This is a genomic window from Streptomyces sp. NPDC037288, from assembly GCF_055603265.1.
This window is the reverse complement of sequence record NZ_JBVJVY010000004.1, coordinates 22,200-42,212: the sequence shown is the minus strand read 5'-3', so window position 1 is coordinate 42,212 and position 20,013 is coordinate 22,200. Positions and strand designations below refer to the sequence as shown.

Here is a 20,013-nt window from a genome sequence, read left to right as displayed (position 1 = left end):
CCGCCATCAGGACCCCTCCGTCCCGGACCCGCTGTCGCTCCTGTTCTCGCGCCCCGCCCGGGCCTTCCGTCGCGTCCGTGTGCCGGTGGCCCGCGCCGCCCCCGCCGCGCCCTCCCCCTCCCGGTCGCCGTCGCCGCTGAACACCGCCCGGTACTCCGCCTCCCGCCACAGCTCCCGGTGGGTCCCGACCGCCCTGACGCGGCCGGCGTCGAGCCAGGCGACCCGGTCCGCGCGGGCCGCGGTCGTCGCGCGGTGGGCGATCAGCAGGCGGGTGTGGGACGGGTCCGGGGCCAGCAGGGTCCGGCTGATGTGGTGTTCCGTGACCGTGTCCAGGCTGGACAGGGCGTCGTCGAGGATCAGCAGCCGGCCGCCGTGGGCGAAGGCACGGGCCAGGCCGAGGCGTTGGGACTCGCCGCCGGAGCGGGGCGCGTCGGCGGTGCGGGTGGCGTAGCCGTCGGGAAGGCGCCGTACGAACTCGTCGGCGTGGGCGCGCCGGGCCGCGGCGCGGACGGCGGCAGGTGTCGCGGGCGTGAGCCCGAAGGCGATGGCGTCCTCGATGGTCGTACCCGGCAGGGCGGGGCGCTCGAAGGCATAGGCGACCGCGCGGCGCAGCTCCGCGTGGGCGAGGTCGCGCAGCGGGACGCCGTCGACGAGGACCTCGCCCGTGTCGGGGTCGGTGAGCCGGCCGGCGATCTGGGCGAGCAGGGACTTGCCGGCGCCGGAACGGCCGACGACCGCCAGGGTGGTGCCGCCGGGGACGGCCAGGTCGATGCCGTCCAGGACGGTGCGTCCGCCCCGGAGCGCGGTGACCGCCCGCAGCTCCAGCCGGCCGTTGCCCGGCGGCAGGCGGCGTGTGCCGTGTCCGGGCGCGGGCTCGGCGCGTACCTCGGCGAGCCGGCCGGTCGCCGCGCGGGCCCGTGCGAGTGCGGCCAGCTGCCCGACCAGTGCGCCGACGCCCGTGACGAGCACCGCGTACCGGGAGGCGGCCAGCACCTCGCCCACCGACAGGCGGTGCCGGGCCAGCAGCAGCCCCGCCACGGCCAGCACGCCCAGGTTCAGCAGGGGGGCCACGGTGACCGCCCGCGCGGCGGCCCGCCCCTGCACCCGCCACATGCGGTGCCCGGCACGCGACAGTTCGGGCAGTGGCGTGAGGATCCGGGCGGTCTCGCGGTCCTCGACGCCCGCGGCCCGGATCGTACGGGAACCGCCGACCGCCTCCGCCAGTGCGCCGGCGATCCGGCCCTGCACCCGCTGGTAGTCGGCCACGCACGCCGAGGTGTCCCGGGTGAAGGCGCGCAGCAGCAGGGCCAGGACCGGTGCCCCGGCGAGGAACACCGCCGCCAGGTAGGGGTCGATGAGGGCGAGCGCCACCACGCCGCCGACGGGACCCGCGAGCGCGGCGAGCAGGGCGGCCAGCGCACCCGGCGCCGTCCCGGCCTGCGCCGCGTTGCCGACCAGCCGCGCCACCAGATCCCCGGCGCCGAACCTGGCCGCCGCACGCGGGCCCAGCGCCAGGACGTGCCCGGTGAGATGGCGGCGCAGCCATGCGGTGGCCTGCGCGTCGGCGGTGCCGGTGAGCACGCCCGCGCAGCCGTCCAGCAGGGCGAGCAGCACCACGAGCCCGGCGCAGCAGGCGAGCCAGGGGGCGGCCGGGGCGCGGGCCAGCAGGAGGTCCAGGGTGTGCCCCAGCAGGGCGGGCAGCAGCAGGCCGGCCGCCGTGGCCGCCGTACTCACCGCGCACAGCGCGGCGCAGCGGGCGCCGCCCTGGCGCAGCACCGCGCGCGACAAGGCGCGCCCGGCCGCCGAAGGCACGTTTTCCGGGCGGGAGTTCATCGGCTGCGGCCTCGCTCGGGTCGGGCGGGAACGGGGAGGCTCCGGCCGGCCCCGCCCACAAGGGACGGTGCCGTCCGGAGCCGTGGACTCACCGGCCGGTCAGAGACAGAGCAGAACGCTCGCCGCGGAGACACAGGAGAGCAGGCTCGCGGTGCTCGCGCCGCCGTGGGTGAATTCCTCGGACTCGAGGGTCTGCAGGTCGAGCAGTGCCATGGTGGTGTCCTTTCTCGGTTGGGGACGGGGGTGGTGCGTCACGGCTCCGTTGGTGCGGAGCCGCGTGTGTGGGCCGCCGGCGGCGGCGGGAGGAAGGGCAGGTGCGCGGTGCGGGCGTCCTCGCGTGCCGCGGCGAGCGCGAGCAGACAGCCTGCCGTGCCGGTGGCGAGGTCCATGGAGAGCCGCATCATCTGGTGGCCGGGGAAGGCCAGTTGGCCCTGGTAGTCCATCGCGAACCAGCCGAGACCGGCGATCTGCTCCTCCAGCCGCTCCCGGGTGGCGCCCGGCGCGGTGCTGCGGGCCAGGTGCAGGACCATTCCCGCGCGGCCCTGGAAGAGACCCGGCTGGGCGTAGAAACGCGAGGTGGCGGCGGTCAGGATGGCGGTCCGGGCGCGCTCGAACTCCCCGCCGTCCGCGTGCGCCAGGTAGTCGTCGAGGACCAGCCCGATCCCCGCGCTGCCGTCGCCGAGGTAGGGCAGCGTCCGCCAGCCCTCGTCCACCTCGAGGCCGCCGCCGGCCTCCTGGGTCACACAGCAGTCCAGGTCACGGCGGAGCGCCTCGGCCGCCGCGGTCAGGAAGCGGTCCTCACCGGTCTGTTCGTACCAGCGCAGGAGGAACAGCGCGGGTCCGGTCGCGCCGCGCAACAGCCCGGCTCGCCGGCGCGGCGTGTCCGGGAGCGGCTCGGCGAGTCGCCGTACGAGGATGTCGGCGGCCTCGGCGGCGTGTTGCCGCAGGGCGGCCTCGCCGGTCGTGTCCGCGAGCCGGCCGAGGACCAGGCCGAGCCCGGCGAGTCCGCCGTGCAGGTCGGAGGCGAGGTTGCGCCAGTTCTCCCGCAGGACACCGTCGATCAGCTCCAACGACCTTTGCCGGTGGCCGAGTTGATCGAGGACCAGGGCGACGCCGGCGAGGCCGTCGTACAGGCCGAGCGGGGTGCCGGGCGGCGGCGGGGCGGTGTGGGCCAGCAGCCAGCGCTCGCCCTCGTCGTAGCGGCCGGCCCCGGACGCCTGGAGGGCGTGGAGCACCCCGGCCGCACCGTGCGCGAGGCCGAGGCCGCCGCCGTCCGAGAACTGGGTGATGTCACCGGGGAAGAGCCGGTCGTCGCGTTCCGGGGTGGCGGAGGCGAGGATCGCCTTCACCATCGAGTCCCGGCTGTAGGGCCAGTCGCCGGGCACCACCGGCGGGGCCGGCCTGCTGCGCCGTCCGCCCGCCGCATCCCGGGTGATCTCCGCGACCGCCTCGTCCAGGAAGGCGCGCGGCACGTCCGGGAACTGCTCGGCGATCACCTCGGCGAGATGTGCGGCCTTGTCCCGGTCCACCACGAACAGCGTGGTCACCGGCAGGAACAGGGCGAGCCGCAGACAGGCCAGCGCATAGCGGTCGACGTCGGTGCCGCGGCGGTCCGGCGGGGCGAAGAAGCCCGGGTGGGCGACGGTCTGCCGGCCGTTCTCCGCGGCGGGGGCGGCCGCCTCGAAGTCGATGAGGTGTACCGTCTCCTCGTCCGGCGCGACCATGACGTTGAAGACGTGCAGGTCGTTGAAGACCAGCCCGCGCGCGTGCACCGCCTCCACGGCCCGTTCCACCGCCCGGTGGATCCGCAGTGCCCACGCCGTGTACGCGGCGACCTTCGCCGGGTCCGGGTCGGGCGTGAGCAGCGGATGCCGTTCGGCGAAGAAGGAGTTGAGCGGACGGCCTGCCAGATGGTCCATCACCAGGAACCGGTGCTCGCCCAGCGTGAACCAGTCCCGCACCTCGGGCACCACGCCCGTCCCGGCGACCCTCTCCAGCGCCGCCTTCTCCCGCTCCAGCCGGGCCACCGCGTCCGCGCCGTCGGCGGCCAGCCCCGCGTGCGGCCGGGCCTCCTTCAGCACGACCCGGCGCCCGTCCCGGGTGTCGGTACCCGCGTACACCCCGCCACCGTTGGAGAAGTGCAGCGCCTTCTCGATGCGGTACGGCAGCTCGCCGACCGTCGTGGTGTTGCGCGCCTCCAGGTGCGGCCGCAGGAACTCCGGCAGCGTCACCCACTCGGGCACCTGGAAGGACGGCGCCCGCCGGTCCGGTACCAGCCGGCCCGTGCCGTCGGTCACCGCCGGGACCAGTGAGCCGCGCTCGTCGACGACGTACCGGCGGGCGAAGGCGCCGTAGCGGACGTAGAGCGGGCCGTCGTGCCAGCGCAGGTCGGTCAGGACGTACGGCCCCTCGCAGCCCTTCAGCAGCGCGCCCAGCTCCCGCAGGACCTGCTCCAGCCGCTCCTCGTCCGCCGGGTAGACGGTGACGAACTTGCCGCTGGTGTCGCGGCCCGCGTACTTGGCGTTGCGCAGGTGCAGCAGGTGCGGGCCGGGCACGAACTTGAACGGGATGCGGCGCGGTACGCAGTAGTCCCACACGAGGCCCGCGATCCGTTCCGCGTTCGCGGCGGTCGCCGAGGAGTGGATCTTCCAGCCCTGCGCCGGCGACGGAAGCGGCGCGCCGTCGGCGTCGAGCGGGGTCAGCGTCAGCCAGTCGCCGGAGCGTGCCGCGTGCCAGCCCTCCGGGACGGTGCGACGCGCCGTCGCGAACAGCGCCGCGGGCGCCCCGTCCGCCCCCGGAAGCCGGTCGGGCGTGTCGTAGAAGTGCCCGTCGGCGAGCGCGTACACCTCGTACCGCTTGTCCATGCGCCTCCCGCCCCTCGTCGTGTGACCGGAAACGACACTCGCAGGAGCCGGGCGGGCGCGGACAGTCACGCCTGTCACGAGGACACCGTGCGGAACTCATGCGTCAAGATGCGTTCGGCGGCTTTCGAACGGAAAGGGCGCGCGCCCGGAGCACCCGGAGCGCCCACAGGGGCTGCGCCGAAGGCCAGTACGCGCTGTAATGGCGAACGTGGTGAGTGAGGGCGCTGCGATCAGCGGAACGCGTACGGCGCCGGAGCGTGCCGAAGCCGCCCTGGACACGCTCACCGCGGCCCCCGACACGCCCGACCGGCTCCACCGGGTCCTGGAACAGGCGCTGGTCTTCGCCGGGGCGTCCTTCGCCGGGGTGTACATACCCGGCGACGACCCGTCCGAGGTGTTCCTCGCCGAATCCGCGGGCCTGCCCCGCACCCTGTACGGACTCCGCGACGCCTACCCGGCCACCGGCGGTTCCCCGGTCGCCGAGGCCCACCGCAGGGGACGCCCGCTCTGGCTCGGTCCCGAGGAGCTGGCCGGCTGCCCCGAGGCACGGCGCACCCCGTCCCCGGACTTCTCCCTGGCCGCCCTGCCGCTCGGCCCGGCGGGCGGCGGCTGTCTGCTGGCCGTCACCGAGCGCCCCAGCGGCTTCGGCACCGACGACCGCGCCTGCCTGGAGCTGATCGCCCGCGCCGTCGCCGTACCCGTCGCGGCCGCCCCCGCCGGCGACCGCGGCGAGCTGCCGCCGGACGCCTTCAGCCTGGCCATGGACAGCGGCCGGGTCGAGGTCGGCGACGAGATCCTGCGCCTGTTCGGGCTCGCCCGGGACGCCTTCGACGGCCGGGTCGAGACCCTGCTCGGGCGCACCGTTCCCGAGGATCTGCCCGCGCTGATGTCCGTGGTCGAGGCGGACCACATGTCCATCGGCGAGCGCGAGCTGGAGTTCCGTATCCTCCAGCCCTCCGGCGCGCCGAGGTGGCTGCGGTTGCGCGGCCGGCTGCTGCCCGCGGGCGAGGGCCGCTCCGCCCGGCTCGTCGGCACCGTCGCCGACGCCTCCACCCTGCGCTCCGACGTCACCGACGTGGCCCGGGTGCAGCGCCTGGCCGCCGCCCTCGCCACCGCCGGCACGGTCAAGGACGTCGGCAACGCCGTCGTCGCCGCCCTGCGCGGGCCGCTGCAGGCCGACCGGATCGCGCTCGCCGAACTGGAGAACGACCGGCTCGTCGTCACCGTCCTCGACCCGCCCCAGCCCGAGGCCTGGCCCGAGGTGTGGCGCAGCGAGTGGCGCACCGAGTGGCCCGACGCGCCGGTGCGCGCCATGCCCACCCTGGCCGCCGCGCTGCGCGAGGGCCGCGCCCGGATCTGGACGGCCGGCACCGCGCTGGAACCCGCCCTCGCCGAGGTCGGCCCCGGGGGCCTCGCGGTGCTGCCGCTGCCCGCCGGCGGCCGCATGGCCGGCGCCTGCCTGATCGGCTGGGACCGCCCGCGCTACTTCGGCCCCGACGAACGCGCCCTGCTGACCGCCTGCGCCGGTCTCACCGGCCAGGCCCTGCTGCGCGCCCACGCCTTCGACGCCGAGCACGAACTCGTCGGCATGCTCCAGCGCACCCTGCTGCCGCGCCGCCTGCCCCGGCTGCCCGGTGCGGTCGCCGTCGCCCGCTACCTGCCCACCACCGCCGGGCTGGAGGTCGGCGGCGACTGGTACGACGTGATCCCGCTCGCCGACAACCACGTGGCTCTCGTCATCGGCGACGTCCAGGGGCACAACGCGGGCGCCGCCACCCTGATGGGCCAGATGCGCACCGCGCTGCGCGCCTACGCCGCCGAGGGACACACCCCGGACGTGGTCGTGGCCCACGCCAACCGGCTCCTCCTGGACATGGAGACGGACCTGTTCGCCACCTGTGCCTACGTCGACGTCGACATGGAGCAGGGCACCGCCTGGTGCGTGCGCGCCGGCCACCTCCACCCCGTACTGCGCCACCCGGACGGCACCGCCGAGATCGTCCCGGCGGAGGGCGGCCCGCCGCTCGGCGTGCTCGACCAGGCCGAGTTCCCGATGACCCCGCTGCCTCTGCAGCCCGGCACGGTGATCGCGCTGACCACCGACGGCCTGGTGGAGTCACCGGACGAGGACATCGACGTCGGCATGGACCGGTTCGCCCGCGAACTGTCCGCCGCCGACCCGGCCCACCTCGGCCTGGTCGCCGACGCGCTGCTCACCGGCGCGCACCGCGACGACGACGTCGCCCTGCTGCTGATGCGCTACGACGGCATGGCCGTGCGTCCGCTGCGGGAGAGCTGGACGGTGTGGCGGGTGCCGGAGGCGGTGCGGCACGCCCGCCGCTTCACCCGGCGCACGCTGCGTGCCTGGGAGGTTCCGCAGGACACCCTCGACACGGCCCTGCTGGTGGTCTCCGAACTCGTCACCAACGCCCTCGTGCACACCGGCGGGCAGGTCCGCCTCGACCTCAGCCTGGTCAACCACCGGCTGCGGCTCGCCGTCGCCGACTCCTCCCCGCGCAGCCCCGTCAAGCCCGCCAGCATCGGCTGGGAGGCCACCGGCGGCCGGGGCATCATCCTGGTCGAGGCGGTCTCGGCGGCCTGGGGCACCCTCCCGGTCAGCGGCGGCAAACAGGTCTGGGCCGACCTGGTACCGCACGACTGACGGCCACGGCCGGGCGCGCGCGTCCGGTGTCCGGGGCCGTCGTGGCCGACCTGGTGCCCGGCGACCCCGTCGTGGTCGGGGGTGTACCGGGGATCGACGCCGTCTGCCGGTGGTCCGATGCTGGCGCGGTCGGGTCTGCCGGTGGTCCGACGCCGCTGTGGTTGGCCTCCTGTCTGCCCTGACGCCGTAGCGGTTCGGCTCGTGCGCGGAGGCCGACCCGCCGCAGCCCCTTCCCCGCCCGCCCGGGCGACCCGTCAGAGCCGGACCGTGCCCGCCGGCCGGACCGGCGCCTGACCGCCTCGGTCTCGGCCGGGTCTCGTGCACCTGCGGCTGACCGTCACGGTGGCCCCGTACCCCGCGGCTGACCGCCACATGGGTGCGTTTGGGCAGGTTGGAGAGGCGTATCCCGGACGCGGTGCCTAGGGTCGATTGGTGTGGCACACACCTTCGAAGAACTCGTGCAGAAGCAGCGCGCGGCCGACGCGGCCCACGCCATGGTCGAGGAGCTGCGGAACGCCTACGGCCCGCCGGCCGAGCGGCGGATGACCGGCACCCAGTCGGGCACCTACGAGACCGCGCTGCGCGCGTGGCGGGACCTGGCCCGGGACGTGCAGTCCGCGGTGAGCGAGTACGCGAAGGAGACGGGCCGGCCGCGCCCCGACGTGGAGGCCGAGGTGGCCCGGGCGGCGGCGGAGCCGGAGACCGCATGAGCCGTGCAGGGCGCCGCGCCGAGCGGCTCGTGGACGCCGCGGACGCCCGGCTCCCCGTCCTGGACGGCGGCCCGCTGCTGCGCAAGGCGTTCCCGGACCACTGGTCGTTCCTGCTCGGCGAACTCGCGCTGTACAGCCTGCTGGTGCTGATCCTGACCGGGGTCTGGCTGACCCTCTTCTTCCAGCCGGAGATGCGCGAGGTCGTCTACGCGGGCTCGTATGTGCCGTTGCGCGGGGTGCGGATGTCGGCCGCCTTCGACTCCACCCTGCACATCAGCTTCGACGTGCGCGGCGGGCTGCTGATGCGGCAGGCCCATCACTGGGCCGCGCTGGTCTTCGTCGCCGCGATCGGCGCGCACCTGCTGCGGATCTTCTTCACCGGCGCATTCCGCCGGCCCCGCGAGCTGAACTGGACGATCGGGGTGACCCTGTTCGTCGTCTCGCTCGCCGAGGGCTTCGCCGGCTACTCGCTCCCCGACGACCTGCTCTCCGGTACCGGACTGCGCATCGCCCAGGGCATCATGCTCTCGCTCCCGGTCGTCGGCACGTACGTGGCCTTCTTCGCCTTCGGCGGCCAGTACCCGTCCCACGACATCATCACCCGCCTGTATCCGCTGCACATCCTGCTGCTCCCGGGCCTCCTCCTCGCCCTGGTCGCCGTGCACCTGATCCTGGTGGTGCATCTCAAGCACACCCAGTGGCGCGGTCCGGGACGCACCCAGCGCAACGCCGTGGGCAAACCGTTCCTCCCGCAGTTCACCGGCTCCTCCGGCGGTCTGGCCGTCATCGTCGCCGGCGTGCTGGTGCTGCTGGCGGGCATCGCCCAGGTCAACCCGGTGTGGAACTACGGCCCCTACCGCCCCGACCAGGTCTCCACCGCCTCCCAGCCCGACTGGTACGTCGGCTTCCTGGAGGGCGCGCTGCGGCTGGTCCCGCCGTGGGAGACGAACGTCGCGGGGCACACCCTCATGTGGAACGTCCTGCTCCCGGCGGTCGTCCTGCCGGGTCTGCTGTTCGCCGTGCTGTACGCCTATCCCTTCGTGGAACAGCGGCTGACCGGGGAGGGGTGGGCCGAGCGGCACCTGTGCGACCGGCCCCGCGAACGGCCCGTCCGCACCGGACTCGGTGTGGCGGGCACCGTGTTCTACGGCGTGCTGCTGCTGGCCGGCGGCAACGACGTCATCGCCCAGACCTTCCGGATCTCCGTCAACGCCATCACCTGGGTGCTGCGCATCGCCCTGGTCGTGGCACCGGTCCTCGCCTTCCTGGTGACCCGGTGGCTGTGCCGGGCCCTGACGGCGGCCGAGAACGAGCGGCTGGCCGAGGGCGTGCCCACGGGCGAGATCAGGCAGAGCGTCACCGGCGGTTACGAGACCGACCACGAGCCCGTGGAGACGTTCCGGCAGGGAGCCCCGCGCAGGCCGCTCACCGGTACGCGTACTGGAACACCATCCCGAACACCCCGCGCGCCAGAACGCCCAGGCCGATGAGGAACAGCCACAGCCCGAAGACCACGCCGGTCGCCGTCAGCGCGAAACCGAGCGCGGTGACGATCGGCCACGGGCTCTCGTCGGGGAAGAACGCCACCGGCCCGGCCGCGTCCGCCACTTCCGCCTCGGTGCGGTCCTGCGCCCGCGCCCCCCGGCGCCGGTACTGGATCAGGCAGAAGAACGCGACCAGTCCGCCCATCCCGCACGCGACGACCAGCGCGACCGTGCCCGCTTCCTCTCCCGACCACACCCCGTACAGCGCGGCGGACCCGCCGAAGAACAGCGCGACCCCGCCGAACAGCATCGCCTCCGCCTTCATCGCGTCCGCTCCTCCCCGGCCGGGCTCTCGACCTCCGGATGGTGCAGGTCGAAGGCGGGCGACTCCGAGCGCACCCGGGGCAGCGCCACGAAGTTGTGCCGGGGCGGCGGACACGACGTCGCCCACTCCAGGCCCCGCCCCCACCCCCACGGGTCGTCCACGGTGACCTTCTCGCCCTTGGCGGCGGTGCGCCACACGTTGTACAGGAACGGCAGCGTGGACAGACCCAGCAGGAACGCGCCCGCCGACGACAGGGTGTTGAGCAGGGTGAAGCCGTCCGTCGGCAGGTAGTCCGCGTACCGGCGGGGCATGCCGGCCTCGCCGAGCCAGTGCTGCACCAGGAACGTCAGCTGGAACCCCGGGAACAGCAGCCAGAAGTGCAGTTTGCCGAGCCGCTCGTCGAGCATCTTCCCGGTGAACTTCGGCCACCAGAAGTAGAACCCGGCGAACATCGCGAACACCACCGTGCCGAACAGGACGTAGTGCAGGTGCGCCACGATGAAATAGGTGTCGGTCAGATGGAAGTCCAGCGGCGGCGAGGCGATCAGCACCCCGCTCAGCCCGCCGAGGAGGAACGACACCAGAAAGCCCATGGACCACAGCATCGGGGTCTCGAAGGAGATCGAGCCGTTGGTCATCGTGCCGATCCACGCGAAGAACTTGATGCCCGTGGGCACCGCGATCAGGAACGACATGATCGAGAAGAACGGCAGCAGCACCGCGCCGGTGGCGAACATGTGGTGCGCCCACACCACCGCCGACAGCATGGTGATCGCGATCGTCGCCCCGATCATCGGCAGATAGCCGAACAGCGGCTTGCGGGAGAACACCGGAATGATCTCGGAGACGATCCCGAAGAACGGCAGCGCCACGATGTAGACCTCGGGGTGCCCGAAGAACCAGAACAGGTGCTGCCACAGCAGTGCGCCGCCGTTCGCCGCGTCGAAGACGTGCGCCCCGAACTTCCGGTCCGCCTCCAGTGACAGCAGCGCCGCCGTGAGCACCGGAAAGGCGGGCAGGACCAGGATCGAGGTGAACAGCACGTTCCAGGTGAAGATCGGCATCCGGAACATCGTCATGCCCGGCGCGCGCAGGGACAGGATCGTGGCGATGAAGTTCACCGCGGTGAGCGTCGTCGACACGCCCGAGACCACCAGACCCATCGCCCACAGGTCGCCGCCCGCGCCGGGGGAGAAGTAGGCGCTGTTCAGTGGCGCGTAGGCGAACCAGCCGAACGCCGCCGCCCCGCCGGGCACCAGGAAGCCGGAGACCACCATCAGTCCGCCGAACAGGTACATCCAGTACGACAGCGCGTTCAGCCGCGGGAAGGCCAGGTCGGGCGCGCCGATCTGCAGCGGCATCACGGCGTTGGCGAACCCGGCGAACATCGGGGTCGCGAACAGCAGCATCATGATGGTGCCGTGGACCGTGAAGAACTGGTCGTAGCCGTGCTCGCTCAGGAACTGCAGACCCGGACGGGCGAGTTCCGCTCGCATCCCGAGGGCGAGCAGCCCCGCGAGCAGGAAGAAGCAGAACGCCGTGACCATGTACAGCCGGCCGATCACCTTGTGGTCGGCGGTGGAGACCCAGCGCAGCAGAGCGCGGCCCGGACGCGGGGCGGGTGCCGTGTAGCGGGCGGCGATCTCGTGTGTGTCCGGCATTTCGGGTAGTTCCGTCATCGCGGGTGACGCTACTCCGCGCGACCTGCGGCCTCCGGCGCGCCACGCCTCGCATCGGGGGTCGTATCCGCCGCTCGGCCGGGTACCCGGTGTCCCATGAACGTCGCCATGTACGTAGCAGCAGCGGGTGCTCAGGTCTTCGGATACGTCCTCATCCTGCTGGCCGGGGTCGCCTGCGTCGCCGGACTGATCTGGGCCTTCCGGCTCGGCTTCAAGGTGCGCGAGCGCGAACCGGCCCCGCCGCGACCCGACGAGCACCCCACGGTGCCACCGACCGGCCCGGTCCGCGAGATCCATGAGATGCGCGAACCCGAGGAGGTGCCCCGGGCCGCGGACGACAGCGATCGGCTCACCCCCTACCAGCTCGGCAACGTCCGCTCCAGGCGCGCCGACGACCAGCGCCGCCCGCGCTGGTCGCCCGGTTCCAGCGGATCCTTCGGCGGCGGAGGCGGCGGCCGGACCTGAGGGTGCGTCGAGTTTGCGGGCCTGGAGCCCCGGGGACCCGGGGAGGCACACATCGCACACAGGCCCCGGCGAGGCACAGATCGCACACGCGCCCGCGCGGGGCCGGCGGCCCGGCCCCGGCCGGCGCAGGAACGCAGAAGGAAGATGGACGACGTGACCGCGCATCCCAGTGAGAAACCCGCCCTGCCCTACGCCGAGACCGGCTGGGCGAAGGCCCGCCGTCGGCGAGGGCGGGGAGTGCGGACCTGTCTCCCCGCGATCCTGGAGCGCGGACCCGTGCAGCGCGGATCCGTGCAGCAGCGGGGAACCGCCTGCGAGGACAACATCGTGCGCGGCGAGGACTGACGCGACCGAACGCCCCTGGCTCCGGTGCTCTCCGGCGGCTCCTGCGGGGCGGGCCGGATCCAGGGGGGTGCGCCCGGACACCGGGCAGTTGGCCTGGGCGAGGGGGGCGACGGGGCCGACCTTGAACGCATCCGCTCCCAAGCCCCCCTCGCCTGCCGGTCAGTTGTGGGTCTTGGCGAGCAGCTCCAGGACCTCGGCGGTCGTACCGCTCTCGCCGAGTCGAGGGAAGATCCGCTCGACGCTGTTCGCGTGCGCCTCGGGGACGGCGTCGGCCATCGCGTCGGTCGCGAGGGTGACGTGGTAGCCGTGGGCGTAGGCGTCGCGGGCGGTGGACTCCACGCCGATGCTGGTGGCGATGCCGGTCAGCACGATCTGGGTGATGCCCCGGCGGCGCAGCTGCACGTCCAGGTCGGTGCCGTGGAAGGCGCTCCAGTTGTGCTTGGTGACGTGGATGTCGCCATCATGGCCGGACAGCTCGTCGACGATGACGTCCCAGCCCTCCGGGAAAGCGAGTCCGCGTGCCTGGTGCTCGGTGCGGCCGGGGACCGCGTCGGCCCAGTCCGGCGCGAAGGAGACCCGCACCAGGACCACCGGCAGTCCCCGCGAGCGGAAGGCGTCGGCAAGCTCGGCCGTGCGGGAGACGACATCCGCCGCCGCGTACGGCTTGACGGGCATGCCCACGATGCCGTGCTGCAGGTCGATGGCCACGAGGGCGGTACGGGGGTCGAGCGTGGTGAGCGACATGAATCGGTCAGACCTTTCGAGGGGTGGTCGTCCGTGCGGTGGTGAGCCGGCCGAGCGAGCGGTCCGGCAGGGTCGTCGCCGGCTGCACGGCGGAGCCGGCGAGGTTGAACAGGGCCAGGCCGGGTGGCCCGGCCGTGTCGGCGCGGTGCGGGTGGAGCGCCGTGGTGGTGACGGCCGACGTTCCCGTGGGGCTGTCCCGGCCGGTGTCTCCGGTCTCGCCGCGGACAGCCGCATGGCCGCCGGGTAGGCCGCCGACGTTCCCGCGCCCGGCAGGACTCGCGCCGCGATCAGCGCGCCCGGCGAGCGCGGGACGGCGCCCAGCAGGCCGTCGAGGGCGGCCAGGGAGGCTTCGGCGAGGTCGGGCCGGCGCGGGCCGTACACGGCCGTCAGGCGGCCGATGGCGGGCTGCCCGGCGGCCGGACGGAGTGCCGAGACCTGCCGGTCGGCCTCGCTGGGCGGGGCCCCGAGAGGCGGCACCGATCGGCGCCAGGGCCACGGCGATCACCGAGGAGCCGGCCGGCACCGGCGGGATCCGCCGGCCGCCGGATCCGGCGGGGAAGGTGCGGATGGCCGTCCCCGTGCGTCCGGTGCGCACCGGTGTCACGGCTGCGACAGCCGTTCCAACAGCTCCAGTGCCCTGCGGACGGTCTGCCGTTCCTCCTCCGTGTAGCGGTCCTGGAAGGCGCGGGCCAGCCACTCCTCGCGGACCTGCCGGTTGCCCTCGATGCGGGCCAGCCCGGCGTCGGTCAGGGTGATCAGCTGGCGGCGGCCGTCGTCCGGGTCGGGGGCGCGGCGGATCAGGCCGTGCTGCTCCAGGGCCGCCAGTGTGGTCGCCATCGACTGCGGGCGTACGCCCTCGGCGGCGGCGAGTGCGCTGGCCGTGGCGGCTCCGTGCTTGCCGACCAGGGTGAGCGCCGACTCCTGGGAGGGGCTGAGGTCGGTGTCCTGGGCGACCTCGCGGATGCGGCGCCGCAGCCGGCTGAACACCACGCGCAGATCGCGCGCGGTGCGGGCGGCGGAGTCGGAGATGTCAGCCATGCCGTCCATCCTAGGGCCGGCAGTCTGAACTGTCCAGCTCCGACTGTTCAGTTTTGTCTGGGTAATTGCCGGGTACTCGCCCGTCCTCGGACAGGGCAGCACGTCGGTGAACTCAAGGGAGCGCAGATGACCCCTGCGGACATGTCCGGCCTGGAGGCGGCGCTGCGCGCCGAGGTGGACGGTGAGGTCCGCTTCGACGCCGGCAGCCGCGGTGCCTACGCCACGGACGGTTCCAACTACCGGCAGGTCCCCCTGGGCGTCGTCGTGCCCCACACGGTGGAGGAGGGCGCCCGGGCCCTGGCGGTGTGCGCACGCTTCGACGCCCCCGTCCTCTCCCGGGGCGGCGGCACCAGCCTGGCCGGACAGTCGACCAACACCGCCGTGGTGATCGACTGGAGCAAGTACTGCACCCGGCTGATCTCGCTCGACCCCGAGCGGCGCACCTGCGTGGTGGAGCCGGGGATCGTGCTCGACGCACTCAACCGGCAACTGGCCGGGCACAAGCTGCAGTTCGGGCCGAAACCCTCCACCCACAGCCACTGCGCGCTCGGCGGCATGATCGGCAACAACTCCTGCGGCGCCTCCGCGCAGGCCTACGGCAAGACCGTCGACAACGTCCGGCGCCTGGAGATCCTCACCTACGACGGACAGCGCGCCTGGGTCGGCCCCACCCCGCCCGACGAACGCGACCGGATCGTCACCGGTGGCGGGCGGCTCGCGGAGATCTACGCCGGCCTCGACCGCATCGCCACCGAGTACCTCGCCGACATCCGCCGCGGCTACCCGAAGATCCCGCGCCGTGTTTCCGGCTACAACCTCGACTCCCTGCTGCCCGAGAACGGCTTCGACGTCGCCAAGGCGCTCGTCGGCAGCGAGGGCACCCTGGTCACCGTGCTGCGCGCCGAACTCGACCTCGTGCCCGTGCCGCCGTACCAGTCGCTGCTCGTCCTCGGCTACGAGGACATCTGCGCCGCCGCCGACGACGTACCCCGGCTGCTGGAGCACTGCTCGCCCAGCCAGCTGGAGGCACTGGACGGCCGCATGGCCGAGCTGATGCGCGAGGAGGGCGCCTACCTCGACTCCCTCCACGTGCTGCCGGAGGGCGACAGCTGGCTGATGGTGCAGTACAGCGGCGACAGCCAGGAGGACGTCGACGAGCAGGCCCGCGCCCTGCTCCGGGCCATCGGCCGCGACGAGAAGGAGAGCACCGTCGCCTTCTCCGACGACCCCGAACGCGAACAGAAGATGCTCAAGGCCCGCGAGGCCGGACTAGGCGTCACCGCGCGCCCGCCGGACGACCGCGAGACCTGGGAGGGCTGGGAGGACTCCGCCGTGCCTCCCGATCGCCTCGGCGACTATCTGCGCGACCTGAAGAGGCTGTTCGAGGAGTTCGACTACGACCACCCCTCCCTGTACGGCCACTTCGGACAGGGCTGCGTGCACACCCGTATCCCGTTCGGCCTGCGTACCGCCGAGGGTGTCGCGCACTTCCGGCGCTTCGTGGAGCGCGCCGCCGACCTCGTTGCCTCCTACGGCGGCTCCCTGTCCGGCGAGCACGGCGACGGCCAGTCCCGCGGCGAGCTGCTCACCCGGATGTTCGGCGAGCGGCTGGTGACCGCCTTCGGCGAGCTGAAGGGGCTCTTCGACCCCGAGAACCGGATGAATCCCGGCAAGGTCGTCCACCCCCACCCCGTCGACGGCCAGCTGCGGCTCGGCCCCTCCTGGCGGCCGGCCACCCCCTCGACCCACTTCGGCTTCCCCGAGGACGAGCACTCCTTCAACCGCGCGGTGATGCGCTGCGTCGGCATCGGCAACTGCCGCAGCCACTCCGGTGGCGTCATGTGCCCCTCCTACCGGGCCACCATGGAGGAGGAGCACTCCACCCGCGGCCGGGCCCGGCTGCTGTTCGAGATGCTCGACGGACACGCCGACTCCGCGGTCAAGGACGGCTGGCGCTCCACCGCCGTACGCGACGCGCTCGACCTGTGCCTGGCCTGCAAGGGCTGCAAGTCCGACTGTCCGACCGGCGTCGACATGGCCACCCTCAAGGCGGAGTTCATGGCCCACCACTACGAGGGCCGGCTACGGCCCATGGCCCACTACTCCATGGGCTGGCTCCCGCTGTGGGCCCGGCTGTCGCGCTCCGCGCCCGGCCTGGTCAACTCCGCGCTCCACGCGCCCGGCCTGGCCCGCCTCGGCAAGCGGCTCGCCGGCATCGACGAGTCCCGCTCGGCACCCGTGTTCGCCGAGGAGTCCTTCGTCCAGTGGTGGCGGTCCCGCGACCGGGAGGAGCCGGACCCCGCCGACCCGCGCACCGTGGTGCTGTGGCCGGACACCTTCAGCACCTACTTCCACCCCTCCATCGCGAAGTCGGCCGTACGGGTCCTTCAGGACGCGGGCTTCCGCGTCGCCGTCCCCACCGAGCCGGTGTGCTGCGGTCTGACCTGGATCTCCACCGGCCAACTCCGCGTCGCCAAGAAGGTGCTGACCCGCACCCTGGGCGTGCTGCGCCCCTACCTGGAGGCGGGCACCCCGATCATCGGCCTCGAACCCTCCTGTACGGCCGTCTTCCGGGCCGACGCCCCCGAGCTGATGCCGGCCGACCAGGACGTGCGGCGGCTGGCCGGACAGGTCCGCACCTTCGCCGAGCAGCTCGTCCACCACGCCCCCGACGACTGGCGGCCCCCGCAGCTCGCCCGGCAGGCGACCGTGCAGACCCACTGCCACCAGCACGCCATCATGAAGTTCGACGCCGACCGCGAACTGATGCGCCGCGCCCACCTGGACGCCGAGGTCCTCGACGAGGGCTGCTGCGGGCTCGCCGGCAACTTCGGCTTCGAACGCGGCCACCACGAGGTCTCCATGGCCGTCGCCGAACAGGGCGTCCTGCCCGCCGTCCGCGGAGCGGCGCCCGGCAGCCTGGTCCTCGCCGACGGCTTCAGCTGCCGCACCCAGATCGAGGAGGGCGGCACCGGCCGCCGCGCCCTGCACCTCGCCGAGGTCCTCGCACTCGGTCTCGACGGCAACCTGCCCAGCGACCACCCGGAACGCCTGGCCGACCGCCCGCCCGAGCCCTCGCGCACGGCCCGCTGGGCGACGACCGCCGCCGCGGCGGCCCTTCCCGCGGGCGCCGCGCTGGGGCTGCGGCTGGTCCGGCGCCGGAGCTGAGGAGGCGTCATGAGCGACCAGCCGACCGTCGACGCGGTCGAGACCGCCGTCTACACCGTCCCCACCGATATCCCCGAGGCGGACGGCACCCTCGCCTGGGACAGGACCACCCTCGTCCTGGCCACCGTCCGCTCCGGCACCACCACCGGCCTCGGCTACACCTATGCCCCGGCGGCCACCGCCGACGTCGTGCGCGAACTCCTCGCCGGCACGGTCACCGGCCTGGCCGCGCTCGACGTGCCGCGCGCCAACGAGCGGATGTGCCGGGCGGTGCGCAACGCCGGACTGCCCGGCGTGGCCGCCCAGGCGATCGCCGCCGTCGACATCGCCCTGTGGGACCTCAAGGCCCGCCTGCTCGGCCTGCCCCTGGTCGGCCTGCTGGGCGCCGCCCACGACGACGTGCCCGTCTACGGCAGCGGCGGCTTCACCACCTACGACGCCCAGCGCCAGGACCGTCAGCTGCGCGGCTGGGCCGAGGACGACGGCATCCCCCGCGTCAAGATCAAGATCGGTGAGTCGTGGGGCAGCCGCGAGTCCCGCGACCTGGAACGGGTCGCCCGTGCCCGGGCGAGCGTCGGCGACGCGGTCGAGCTGTACGTGGACGCCAACGGCGGCTACACCGGCGGACAGGCCCTGCGCATCGGCGACGCGCTCACCGACCACGGCGTCACCTGGTACGAGGAACCGGTCTCCTCCGACCACCTCGCCCTGCTCGCGGACGTGCGCAGCCGCCTCCCGATGGACGTCACCGCCGGCGAGTACGGCTACACGCTGCCGTACTTCGAGCACATGCTGGCCGCCCACGCGGTCGACTGCCTCCAGGCGGACGTCACCCGCTGCGGCGGCATCACCGTCTGGCTGCGGGCCGCCGCCCTCGCCCACGCCCGCGGGATCGACGTCTCCGGCCACTGCGCACCGCACGCCCACGCACATGCCGCCGCGGCCGTACCCAATCTGCGCCATCTGGAGTGGTTCCACGACCACGTCCGTATCGAGCGGCTCCTCTTCGACGGCGTCCTCGACCCGGGCGGCGGCAGCATCACACCGGGCGCCGACGGGGCACCCGGACTGGGGCTGACCCTCGCCGAGGAGCGGGCCCGGCAGTACCGAACGCAGTAGGAGGAGAGAGGAACATGCCCCCCACCGTCGTCATCACCGGCGCCAGCGCCGGCATCGGCCGCGCCACCGCCCGTCTGTACGCCCGGCGCCGCGCGAACGTCGTGCTGGTCGCGCGCGGCGAGGGCGGCCTGGAGGCGGCGGCCGACGAGGTCGCCGCGCTCGGCGGACGCCCGCTCGTGCAGGCGGCCGACGTGGCCGACGCGGCCCGGGTGGAGGCCGTCGCCGAGGCCGCCGAGAAGGAGTTCGGCCCGATCGACGTCTGGATCAACTGCGCGTTCTCGTCGGTGTTCGCGCCGTTCGACGAGATCACCCCCGAGGAGTTCCGGCGGATCACGGACGTGACCTACCTCGGCTTCGTCAACGGCACCCGCTCCGCCCTCAGGCGCATGCTGCCCCGCGACCGCGGCACGATCGTGCAGGTCGGCTCGGCGCTCGGGGAGCGCTCGATCCCGCTGCAGTCGGCGTACTGCGGCGCCAAGCACGCCATCAACGGCTTCACCTCGTCCCTGCGCACGGAACTGCTGCACCGCGGCAGCAACGTCCACGTCACCGTCGTCCAGATGCCCGCGGTCAACACACCCCAGTTCGAATGGGTGCGCTCCCGGCTGTCCGAACACCCTATGCCGGTGCCGCCGATCTACCAGCCGGAGGTCGCCGCGCGGGGCGTGGTGCACGCGGCCGACCATCCGCGCCGCAAGCAGTACTACGTCGGTGCCAGCACCGTGGCCACCATCTGGGCCAACCGCCTGGCTCCGGCCCTCCTCGACCGTTACCTCGCCCGCACCGGCTTCGACTCCCAGCAGACCGACCGTGTCCCGCCGGCCGGCCTGGACAACCTCTTCGAACCGGTGGACCAGGAACCGTCCGAGGACCAGGGCGCCCACGGCTCCTTCGACGACAGTGCCCACGCCCGCTCCTTCCAGGAGACCCTGGTCCGGCACCCCGCCGCCACGGTCCTCGGCACCGGCGCCGCCGTACTCGGCGCGGTCACCGGCCTGCGCCGGCTGACCTCCCGGACGACCTAGGCTGGCCCGGTGCGCCTCCTGCTGATGTCCGACACGCACCTGCCCAAGCGCGCCAAGCTGCTCCCCGAGCCGCTGCTGGCCGAACTCCCGCACGCGGACGTCGTGTTCCACGCCGGGGACTGGGTGGACACCGCCACCCTCGACCTGCTGGAGAGCCGCAGTCGCCGGCTCATCGGGGTCTACGGCAACAACGACGGCCCCGAGCTGCGCGCCCGGCTCCCCGAGGTGGCGTACGCCGAACTGGACGGGCTGCGCTTCGGCGTCGTGCACGAGACCGGCCCCGCCCAGGGCCGCGAGACCCGCTGCGCCGCCCGCTTCCCCGACCTCGACGTCCTGGTCTTCGGCCACAGCCACATCCCCTGGGACACCACCGCCCCGACCGGCCTGCGCCTGCTCAACCCCGGCTCACCCACCGACCGGCGCCGCCAGCCCCACTGCACCTACCTCACCGCGACCCTCACCGACGGCACGCTCACCGACGTGACCCTGCACCGGCTGCCACCGCGACAGGGGGTGTGACCGGGGACCGGGCGGCGCACACGGGGATTGCCG

General features: G+C 73.7%; 16 protein-coding genes. 9 read left to right on the top strand and 7 right to left on the bottom strand.

Annotated features, from left to right (window positions below; all coding sequences use genetic code 11):
• Positions 1–6 precede the first annotated feature (6 nt).
• The 3 genes from ACZ7GZ_RS05840 to lanKC form a co-directional block, all read right to left on the bottom strand.
• Positions 7–1,833, bottom strand: a complete 1,827-nt coding sequence (locus ACZ7GZ_RS05840) for an ATP-binding cassette domain-containing protein (RefSeq protein WP_471021306.1) — start codon at positions 1,831–1,833, stop codon at positions 7–9.
• A gap of 99 nt (positions 1,834–1,932) precedes the next feature.
• Positions 1,933–2,046: a SapB/AmfS family lanthipeptide gene (locus ACZ7GZ_RS05835; protein WP_471021305.1), complete on the bottom strand. Its 114-nt coding sequence runs from the start codon at positions 2,044–2,046 to the stop codon at positions 1,933–1,935.
• Positions 2,047–2,084: 38 nt separating this feature from the next.
• Positions 2,085–4,697, bottom strand: a complete 2,613-nt coding sequence (lanKC, locus tag ACZ7GZ_RS05830) for a class III lanthionine synthetase LanKC (protein ID WP_471021304.1) — start codon at positions 4,695–4,697, stop codon at positions 2,085–2,087.
• A gap of 199 nt (positions 4,698–4,896) precedes the next feature.
• Between lanKC and ACZ7GZ_RS05825 the strand changes: the two genes are divergently transcribed.
• The 3 genes from ACZ7GZ_RS05825 to qcrB all read left to right on the top strand — a co-directional run bounded on the left by ACZ7GZ_RS05825 (position 4,897) and on the right by qcrB (position 9,559).
• Positions 4,897–7,359, top strand: coding sequence for a SpoIIE family protein phosphatase (locus tag ACZ7GZ_RS05825; protein WP_471021302.1), 2,463 nt, complete (start codon positions 4,897–4,899; stop codon positions 7,357–7,359).
• 434 nt (positions 7,360–7,793) lie between these two features.
• A complete protein-coding gene (locus tag ACZ7GZ_RS05820) occupies positions 7,794–8,069 on the top strand; it encodes a hypothetical protein (protein WP_471021301.1) in 276 nt (91 codons plus the stop codon).
• Positions 8,066–9,559, top strand: coding sequence for a cytochrome bc1 complex cytochrome b subunit (qcrB, locus tag ACZ7GZ_RS05815; RefSeq protein WP_471021300.1), 1,494 nt, complete (start codon positions 8,066–8,068; stop codon positions 9,557–9,559). Before ACZ7GZ_RS05820 ends, qcrB begins: the two co-directional genes overlap by 4 nt.
• Here qcrB and ctaF read toward each other — a convergent pair.
• Together ctaF and ctaD are read right to left on the bottom strand one after the other, a co-directional pair.
• Positions 9,495–9,878 (bottom strand): aa3-type cytochrome oxidase subunit IV, encoded by a 384-nt coding sequence (gene ctaF / locus ACZ7GZ_RS05810; protein WP_471021298.1) that lies wholly within the window; start codon positions 9,876–9,878, stop codon positions 9,495–9,497. The genes qcrB and ctaF overlap by 65 nt on opposite strands.
• Entirely contained in the window at positions 9,875–11,539 is a 1,665-nt protein-coding gene (ctaD, locus tag ACZ7GZ_RS05805; protein WP_471021722.1) for an aa3-type cytochrome oxidase subunit I, read from the bottom strand. Before ctaD ends, ctaF begins: the two co-directional genes overlap by 4 nt.
• 114 nt (positions 11,540–11,653) lie before the next feature.
• Here ctaD and ACZ7GZ_RS05800 point away from each other — a divergent pair, with 114 nt between their 5' ends.
• Positions 11,654–12,022, top strand: a complete 369-nt coding sequence (locus ACZ7GZ_RS05800) for a DUF6479 family protein (RefSeq protein ID WP_471021297.1) — start codon at positions 11,654–11,656, stop codon at positions 12,020–12,022.
• A gap of 144 nt (positions 12,023–12,166) precedes the next feature.
• Positions 12,167–12,367, top strand: a complete 201-nt coding sequence (locus ACZ7GZ_RS05795) for a hypothetical protein (RefSeq protein WP_471021294.1) — start codon at positions 12,167–12,169, stop codon at positions 12,365–12,367.
• 159 nt (positions 12,368–12,526) lie between these two features.
• On the opposite strand, the gene ACZ7GZ_RS05790 is transcribed toward ACZ7GZ_RS05795, so the two are convergent.
• Complete coding sequence (locus ACZ7GZ_RS05790; RefSeq protein ID WP_471021293.1) at positions 12,527–13,111, bottom strand: hydrolase; 585 nt, start codon at positions 13,109–13,111, stop codon at positions 12,527–12,529.
• Positions 13,112–13,711: 600 nt separating this feature from the next.
• Entirely contained in the window at positions 13,712–14,149 is a 438-nt protein-coding gene (locus ACZ7GZ_RS05785) for a MarR family winged helix-turn-helix transcriptional regulator (RefSeq protein ID WP_471021291.1), read from the bottom strand.
• 126 nt (positions 14,150–14,275) lie between these two features.
• Between ACZ7GZ_RS05785 and ACZ7GZ_RS05780 the strand changes: the two genes are divergently transcribed.
• From ACZ7GZ_RS05780 to ACZ7GZ_RS05765, 4 genes are read left to right on the top strand one after another with little or no spacing between them, the layout of a single operon-like run.
• A complete protein-coding gene (locus ACZ7GZ_RS05780; protein WP_471021290.1) occupies positions 14,276–17,317 on the top strand; it encodes an FAD-binding and (Fe-S)-binding domain-containing protein in 3,042 nt (1,013 codons plus the stop codon).
• 9 nt (positions 17,318–17,326) lie between these two features.
• Positions 17,327–18,436 carry an enolase C-terminal domain-like protein gene (locus ACZ7GZ_RS05775; protein WP_471021288.1) on the top strand — a complete coding sequence of 370 codons (1,110 nt, stop codon included), beginning with the start codon at positions 17,327–17,329 and terminating at the stop codon, positions 18,434–18,436.
• Positions 18,437–18,450: 14 nt separating this feature from the next.
• Positions 18,451–19,461, top strand: coding sequence for an SDR family oxidoreductase (locus tag ACZ7GZ_RS05770; RefSeq protein ID WP_471021287.1), 1,011 nt, complete (start codon positions 18,451–18,453; stop codon positions 19,459–19,461).
• A 9-nt stretch (positions 19,462–19,470) separates the two neighbouring features.
• Positions 19,471–19,980: a metallophosphoesterase family protein gene (locus ACZ7GZ_RS05765; RefSeq protein WP_471021286.1), complete on the top strand. Its 510-nt coding sequence runs from the start codon at positions 19,471–19,473 to the stop codon at positions 19,978–19,980.
• Positions 19,981–20,013 lie beyond the last annotated feature (33 nt).

Bases quoted from the DNA above. Each gene is read 5' to 3' on its own strand.
- ACZ7GZ_RS05840 (WP_471021306.1), bottom strand. From the start codon at position 1,833: ATGAACTCCCGCCCGGAAAACGTGCCTTCGGCGGCCGGGCGCGCCTTG.
- ACZ7GZ_RS05835 (WP_471021305.1), bottom strand. From the start codon at position 2,046: ATGGCACTGCTCGACCTGCAGACCCTCGAGTCCGAGGAATTCACCCAC.
- lanKC (WP_471021304.1), bottom strand. From the start codon at position 4,697: ATGGACAAGCGGTACGAGGTGTACGCGCTCGCCGACGGGCACTTCTAC.
- ACZ7GZ_RS05825 (WP_471021302.1), top strand. From the start codon at position 4,897: ATGGCGAACGTGGTGAGTGAGGGCGCTGCGATCAGCGGAACGCGTACG.
- qcrB (WP_471021300.1), top strand. From the start codon at position 8,066: ATGAGCCGTGCAGGGCGCCGCGCCGAGCGGCTCGTGGACGCCGCGGAC.
- ctaF (WP_471021298.1), bottom strand. From the start codon at position 9,878: ATGAAGGCGGAGGCGATGCTGTTCGGCGGGGTCGCGCTGTTCTTCGGC.
- ctaD (WP_471021722.1), bottom strand. From the start codon at position 11,539: ATGCCGGACACACACGAGATCGCCGCCCGCTACACGGCACCCGCCCCG.
- ACZ7GZ_RS05800 (WP_471021297.1), top strand. From the start codon at position 11,654: ATGAACGTCGCCATGTACGTAGCAGCAGCGGGTGCTCAGGTCTTCGGA.
- ACZ7GZ_RS05795 (WP_471021294.1), top strand. From the start codon at position 12,167: ATGGACGACGTGACCGCGCATCCCAGTGAGAAACCCGCCCTGCCCTAC.
- ACZ7GZ_RS05790 (WP_471021293.1), bottom strand. From the start codon at position 13,111: ATGTCGCTCACCACGCTCGACCCCCGTACCGCCCTCGTGGCCATCGAC.
- ACZ7GZ_RS05785 (WP_471021291.1), bottom strand. From the start codon at position 14,149: ATGGCTGACATCTCCGACTCCGCCGCCCGCACCGCGCGCGATCTGCGC.
- ACZ7GZ_RS05780 (WP_471021290.1), top strand. From the start codon at position 14,276: ATGACCCCTGCGGACATGTCCGGCCTGGAGGCGGCGCTGCGCGCCGAG.
- ACZ7GZ_RS05775 (WP_471021288.1), top strand. From the start codon at position 17,327: ATGAGCGACCAGCCGACCGTCGACGCGGTCGAGACCGCCGTCTACACC.
- ACZ7GZ_RS05770 (WP_471021287.1), top strand. From the start codon at position 18,451: ATGCCCCCCACCGTCGTCATCACCGGCGCCAGCGCCGGCATCGGCCGC.